Raw genomic sequence first — 7,086 nt, forward strand, 5'->3', positions numbered from 1 at the left:
TTTAACGCGGGCAGCGTCACGCGTGTTGTGATAAATGATGCAGTGCCGGCCCGACGACGTGGAACGAGCCACTGACCAGTATCCGACTCCTGCCTGCGGCGGCGGCAGCTGCCTGCACCAGTCCGTTTTCGATCGAGTCTGCGCTGGATACCGGTCCGGCGACACAGCTCTCCAGGCGGGCTGCCAGCTCCGGCGGGGGCAACGAGCGCGGGTGACCGTCGGATACGGCAACCCACTCGGCGACGACGCTGTCGAGCGCGGTTGCGAAGGCCTCAACCGGCTTGTCTTTGACCATCCCGACCACCGCAATGGTCCGTCGCGGCTCCGCTGTGAGCGCGCTGGCGAGCTTTTTCGCCGCCGCGCCGTTGTGCGCAACATCCAGGATCCAGTCGTTGGCACCACGCAGGTGTTGCAACCGCCCGGGCAGGCGTGCCATCGCGAGGCCCGCCGTGATCATGTCGCGGTCCACCCGTACCTGCGGCGCCATCTGCTCTACCGCTGCGAGTGCACACGCGGCGTTTGCATATTGTTCCGGACCGCCAAAACCCGGCCGCGGCAGATCGTCATACGCGGTAACCGTGCCACGCCAGTCCCATGCCGCGTCTGACCTGGCGAAATCGAAGTCCTGCCCGAGGTACAGCAGACGGGCGCCGCAGTCGTCAGCCACCTGTGCAATCGTCGCCGGCGGATCGGGATCCCCGATAATTCCGGGCCGCCCGCCCCGCAGCACGCCCGCCTTTTCCCGCGCTATTGCCGTTCGGTCGTCGCCGAGCCAGCCCTGGTGATCAAGATCGATCGAGGTGATTACAGCAACGTCCGCATCGACCAGGTTGACCGCATCGAGTCGGCCACCCATGCCAACTTCGAGCACCCGCACATCGACTGCCGCCTCACTGAAAAGCCAAAGCGCCGCAAGGGTGCTGTGCTCGAAATAAGTCAACGTCGCCGGCTCACGGGCGGCCTCGACCTGCTCCAGCGCAGTAATGATCGCCGCGTCCTCGGCGGGCTGGCCGTCGATACAGATACGCTCATTGAAGCGCTGCAGGTGCGGCGATGTGTAAACCCCGGTACGCAGCCCGGCGGCACGGAAAATTGTATCGAGATAAGCAACACACGAGCCCTTGCCGTTTGTACCGGCAACAGTGACCGTAGGAACGTGACGGCTGCGCAGGCGCAGCCGACCAAAAACCGGGCGTACCCGTTCGAGATCAAGGTCGATTTCGCGCGGATGCTGGCGCTCGATTTTTTCGAGCCAGGCGATGAGCTTTTCAGTCAGCGCAGAATTCCTCGGACGAACTGCGGGCTGGCGCGATAATAGCAGCCGGAGGCTGCGGTACATCATGACCCGGGTAACGAACCGCCATCAGGCATAGCCCGGCCGCCGGCGCCGTGAGCCCGCCGCGACTGCGGTCACCCGAGACCAGCAGCTGGCGAACCCAGTCAGGCTCACGCTCGCCCGCGCCGATGGCAACGATAACGCCCACCATGATTCGGACCATGTTCTTCAGAAAGGCGTTCGCCGACACGTGAATGGTAATTTCGTTGTCGGCGGCATCAATTTCCAGCTGCGAAACAAAGCGGCTGGCAGTATTAGCCTGGCAGTTAGCCGCGCGAAAGGCGGAAAAATCATGTTCGCCGAGAAAGTGTGGCGCAGCGGCGCGCATACGCGACACGTCGAGACGCCGGGGCGTGCACCAGGTGCTGATACGATCGAGCGATCCTGCAGAGGACGCCGTGCTTAGCCTGTAGCGATAGGACCGCTCAACCGCGCTGAACCGGGCACTGAAATCCTCGGCGACCCGTCCGACCCAGCGCACCCGCACTGTTTCCGGCAGGTGTGTGTTTGCCCCCAGCATCCAGCTACGCAACGAACGTTCAGCATGAGAATCAAAATGCACAACCTGCCCACGCGCATGCACGCCCGCATCGGTGCGGCCGGCGCAAACCGTGCTGATTTCGTGATCGGCCACCTTGGCGAACGCGGATTCGACTACAGCCTGGACGCTCGGTGCCGAGGGCTGGCGCTGCCAGCCGCAAAAATCGGTGCCGTCGTACTCAATAATCGCTGCATACCGCATGCGGCCATCTTATCTTGTTCCACAAATGCAGTTGGCCGTCGCAGGCAGTCGCGGCTGGAAGCCGCTCCCACGCACGCAGCCAAACTCCGTCGCAGGTAGTCGCGGCTGGAAGCCGCTCCCACGCACGCAGCCAAACTCCGTCGCAGGCAGTCGCGGCTGGAAGCCGCTCCCACGCACGCGGCCAAACTCCGTCGCATATAGTCGCGGCTGGAAGCCGCTCCCACGCACGCCGCCGACTTCCGTCGCAGGTAGTCGCGGCTGGAAGCCGCTCCCACGCGAGCCCGCCGCTTAGCTGATCGCGAACCAGGAATACGTCGCCAGAAGTCGCGACTAAAACTACGAAACGAAAAAGGCAGGCCGAAGCCTGCCTTTTCCCGACGTCTTGCATCGCGTATCAGCTGAGACTGGCGAGCATGTCGCGGGCATCCGCCTGCTGGTTCTCGTTACCCTCGGCAAGCACCTCTTCGAGAATGCCGCGAGCGCCGTCAGGGTCACCCATGTCCATATAAGCCCGCGCCAGGTCAAGCTTGGTTCCGACCTCGCTCAGCTCGTCTCCGGATTCCGGCAGCGCGAGATCTGACGTGGCAACCTTTGCGGTTGTCATGTCATCTCCTTCCGGCAGCGACTCGCCTATGTCGAGATCGACACCAGAACCGGCTTCGATAACGATTTCGTCGTCACCACCGGGTACCTGCACTGTCTCTTCTTCGCCAAACACCGCGGCCGAGAAAGCATCTTCAGTGTGTGCGCCGGTTGGCTCGTCAGGTCCGAGCATCTTCGTGACATCTGCAGAGTCGCCGAACACGTCGTCGGAAAAGGCATTGTCAGGACCGCTGTCTTCCGGCCCGATCAGTTTCGTCTCGTCGTCAGAACCGCCGAACGCCTGGGTCGAGAAAGCGGCGTCGCCGTCTCCCTCGGGCGCGATCAGCCGCGTGGCGTCTGAATCACTGTCGTCAAAAGCGCCGATGTCCACGTCGAGTGCATCGCCATGCAGGGTCTCAACTTCGGCAGAAAAATGACCGGTGTCTGCCGTATCGGCCGGGCCGGTCTGCTCCATTGACTCTTCCAGCGCATCGAGGTCACGCGCGGTTTCCTCGTCATCTTCACTGTCCAGGCCGCCGAACATATCGCCGATATCCAGGTCGAGGGCGCCGCCACCGGCCGTCAGTTCAGTGGTGGGTGCCGGTAGCTCACTGGTCGAATCCGTTTCGGCGGCAGCACTGAAAACGTCGCCAAAATCAGCACCGGCCAACTCAGGCGCAGGCTCAACCGGCTGTTCGCCAGTCTTCGCCAGGTCGAGATCGACGCCGAGATCACTCAGGTCCATCTCCGCGGTTTCGTCAGTGTCGGTACTGCTCAGACGCGCTTTGATCTGGTCTTTTATCTGTTCGACGGGCTCCGGCACCGTCTCATCTTCCTCGACATCGCTGAGCAGCGGATCATCACCACCCAGATCGAGGTCGAGCAGCTCCTCGACAGTGTCGCCACTATCGGGAATCGGCGGTGGTGCAGTCTCTTCGCCCAGCGCGCCACCAAAATCCAGGTCTACCGCATCGCCACCAATGCCAGGGGCCATGCCGGTATCAAGGTCAACCGACTCCTGCGAACCGGTCGGCTCGAACTCAAGGTCGATATCGGCACCGGTACCGATGCCTGCATCGCCGGCAAACAGCGCGTCATCCGGACAAATCTGCTTGCCCATGATGACAATCTTGTCCCACTCGCCCGCTATCTGCTCCGACATGTTGTCACGCAGGTCCTGGGCTGTGCCGCGGAATTCGTCCTGATTGCCCCACACAAAGAAAATCTCCAGGAGCTTCATGCGCAGGTCAATGCGCTCGGGTTCTTTCGCTGCAGCTTTCTTGACCAGATCTGAGGCCTGGTCGTACAAGCCGTAAGCCATATGAAAGTCTGCTTCGGCGAGCGGATCCGACTGGTCCAGCTGAACCTCGCCGCCGATCGTGTCCTCGAACGGATACTCACCCGATTCGCCCGCGCCCTGTGCCGCCTGAGCAGCAGCAAAGTCCACTGGCTTGAATGTTCCGCTGTCGTCGAAGAATTCCACGTCGCCCGCGGCATCACCGGCGGCCGCGGGAACCTCGAGCTTGGGCAACATCGTGGTGTCATCGTCGGCGGCCATCGCTTCGCGAGTCAGCGCATCGATCGTATCCGCATCGCCGCTGTCACGACCGCGCAGTGCCATGGCGCCAAAGCCACCCAGTGCCAGCACGCCCAGGCCTATCCACAGCCACAGGCTGCCGAGCGCGCCCTTGGCAGCTTCTATTACCGTGCCGACAATGCCGGGCTCGTCCGGCAGCGAAGTCGATACAACCGGCGTTCCGGGCGTGGCGACACCGGTCTGGTCCGGCTCGTCCACCGTTGCGTCGGTTGCGGTATCGGTGGCGGTCGCCGTCGCAGTATCCACTGCAGTCACGCCGTCAGTGGTTGTACCTGTTGTCGTGTCCTGCCCGCTGGCGGCACCATCAACTCCCTGAGTGCCTGCAACCGTGGTACCCGGATCAACAGCATCGGTCCCGCCGGCGGTCGTCGCCGCATCTGTCGCACTTCCGTCTGTAGTCGTTGTCGGGTCGGGTGAAACTGCAGGACCCGCAAGCGCCGATCCATCACCGAGCTGCTGCTGCAACTGGGCAAGTTCGGTATCGCGCACCGACAGCAATCGCTTGATTTCGTCCAGGTCCGAGCGCAGCTGCTGGTTTTCCGTCGACAGCCGGGCAATATCCGCTTCATTGCGTGCCAGCGTTGCCGCGGCGGCTGCATCAGTTGCAGCTCCGCTGCCGCTGCCGGCGTCGCTGGCTGCTCCGGCGGCCTGGTCAGGCTCGACCAGACGCAGTCGCGCGCTGTCGGGCATGGTGCTGACAGCCGACGGTGCGGTACCGGCGCGCGCCACCTGACGCGGACGGCCCGAACGCCAGGCTTCGTTGTGTGACACGGCAAGGGCAAAGGCTTCACGCTGGCTGACCGATTCGATCGCTGCCCTGGTCGGGATACGCAGCGTCGAGCCCTCTTTCATCAGGTTAATGTTGCCGAGAAACTCGCTCTGGTTGGCCTGGTAAATCGCGATCATCATCTGGTTCATGCTGATCGAGCGATCGCTGCGCAAGCGTTCGGCAATGCTCCACAATGTCTCGTTGCGCCGTATCGGGCCATAGCTGCTGCCAAACGACGGTGTACCGGAATACGCCGGCGGGGTACGCCGGCGCGGAGCCTGACGCACTACCTGTCCGGCCGAAGGTTGTACCTGGGACGGAACACTGCGCGGCATCACTACGGGTGCGGGCGCTGCGGCACGCTGCGGTGCCGGCAGGAACACTGGTGGATCAAGCAGCACGGTATATTCACGCAACAGCCGGCCACGCCGCCACTGCGCTTCAACCAGGAAGGTGACAAAAGGCTCGGACATCGGCTGAGCCGAAACCACACGCAGCACGTCGCGCCCGTTGTCACGATCAACGTAAAACCGCAACCCGGACAGAAAGTCGGGCCGGTCGAGACCGTAACGCTCAAACGTCTCGCGCGAAGCGACCGTAGCGGTAAGGTTTCTAATTTCTTCGGGTGTGGCTGACAAAACCTCGATATGGGCATCGAGCGGTTCATTCAGGCCGGAGTTCAAATTGATCTCGCCCAATGCCAGCGCATGCGCCAGCGACGGGCCAAGAATGAACCACAACACCATAAATACCGCGGGGCGTACTCTCACAGACACTCCTCGGACAAGCGGAAGACTCGCAAGGCGCCGGACCTCGCGAATCGAATCAGACCAATTACGCGCGTAAAGCTCATCTGTTTCTTTACATTCGCCTGCTAAATATAACTTATAAGTGATCTTTTACCAACAATTCAGCGATTTGCACACTATTTAACGCTGCACCCTTGCGCACGTTGTCGGCCACCACCCACAGGGCCAGCCCACGTTCGTGCGAGATGTCATCGCGAATCCGGCCGACATAGACAGGGTCATTGCCGGCGGCGTGCAGCGCTGCGGTCGGATACCCGTCCGCAGCACGCTGATCCATGACTTCGATCCCCGGCGCATTTTCCAGCAGCTGCCGCGCCTCGGCTGCGCTGAGCTTCTCGCGTGTTTCGATGTGCACGGCCTCGGAGTGGCCATAGAACACCGGCACACGGGCAGCCGTCGGGTTAACCATGATCGAGTCATCCTCGAGAATCTTGCGCGTCTCCCACACCATCTTCATCTCTTCACGGGTATAACCATTGTCGAGAAATGTGTCGATTTGGGGACGGACATTGAAGGCAATCTGTTCCTTCTTGTCATCCAGCGGGCGTCCGTTCATCAAACACGCGGTCTGGCTGGCCAGCTGCTCTATCGCGCTGCGTCCTGCTCCCGAAACTGCCTGATACGTTGCCACGTTGATTCGCTCGATGCCCGCTTTGTCGTAAATCGGTTTCAGTGCTACCAGCATCTGAATCGTTGAACAGTTCGGGTTGGCAATCAAATTGCGCTCCCTGAACCGCCCTATCGCATCAGCATTTACTTCCGGTACGACCAACGGTACGTCATCGTCGTAACGAAAGCAGGAAGTGTTGTCTATTACGACGCACCCTTCCGCTGCCGCCCTCGTCGCATGCTCCTCGGAGACCGAAGCCCCGGCGGAAAACAAGGCAATGTCGACTTCACTGAAATCGAACGTTGCAAGGTTTTTCACATCCAGCGTGCGATTACCAAAGCCAACCTGTCTTCCGACCGACCTGGCGCTGGCCAGCGCATGCACGCTGCTTGCCGGGAAGCGCCGCCGGATCAGCAGATCGAGCATTGCCTCGCCTACTGCCCCGGTGGCCCCTGCCACTGCGACGACGATATTCTCTTTCATGCCATGAGTCTCAAACTGCCACTTTCGTCACAAAATTGAACTTAATACGGTCCGGAACCGGCCGGAATCGTCGGCGTGGGGCTGATGACCCCCGCATTCTGGGCCCGATGACGCAGAATGTGGTCCATCAGGACCAGGGCCAGCATGGCCTCCGCAAT

The 7,086-nt window shown here is 61.7% G+C and carries 5 protein-coding genes; all 5 read right to left on the reverse strand.

Translation table 11 applies throughout. The features are described from left to right. Window positions 1-16: 16 nt before the first annotated feature. Complete coding sequence (folC, locus tag HKN06_12205; protein ID NNF62071.1) at window positions 17-1,339, reverse strand: bifunctional tetrahydrofolate synthase/dihydrofolate synthase; 1,323 nt, start codon at window positions 1,337-1,339, stop codon at window positions 17-19. Then, window positions 1,269-2,078 carry a tRNA pseudouridine(38-40) synthase TruA gene (truA, locus tag HKN06_12210; protein ID NNF62072.1) on the reverse strand — a complete coding sequence of 270 codons (810 nt, stop codon included), beginning with the start codon at window positions 2,076-2,078 and terminating at the stop codon, window positions 1,269-1,271. Before truA ends, folC begins: the two co-directional genes overlap by 71 nt. A gap of 394 nt (window positions 2,079-2,472) precedes the next feature. Further along, window positions 2,473-5,796: a hypothetical protein gene (locus HKN06_12215; GenBank protein ID NNF62073.1), complete on the reverse strand. Its 3,324-nt coding sequence runs from the start codon at window positions 5,794-5,796 to the stop codon at window positions 2,473-2,475. A gap of 115 nt (window positions 5,797-5,911) precedes the next feature. After that, complete coding sequence (locus HKN06_12220; protein NNF62074.1) at window positions 5,912-6,928, reverse strand: aspartate-semialdehyde dehydrogenase; 1,017 nt, start codon at window positions 6,926-6,928, stop codon at window positions 5,912-5,914. A 41-nt stretch (window positions 6,929-6,969) separates the two neighbouring features. After that, window positions 6,970-7,086: chorismate synthase (locus HKN06_12225; GenBank protein NNF62075.1), on the reverse strand; the 117-nt coding region annotated here is incomplete at its 5' end.

The organism is Gammaproteobacteria bacterium, assembly GCA_013003425.1.
Lineage (GTDB): Bacteria > Pseudomonadota > Gammaproteobacteria > Steroidobacterales > JABDKV01 > JABDJB01.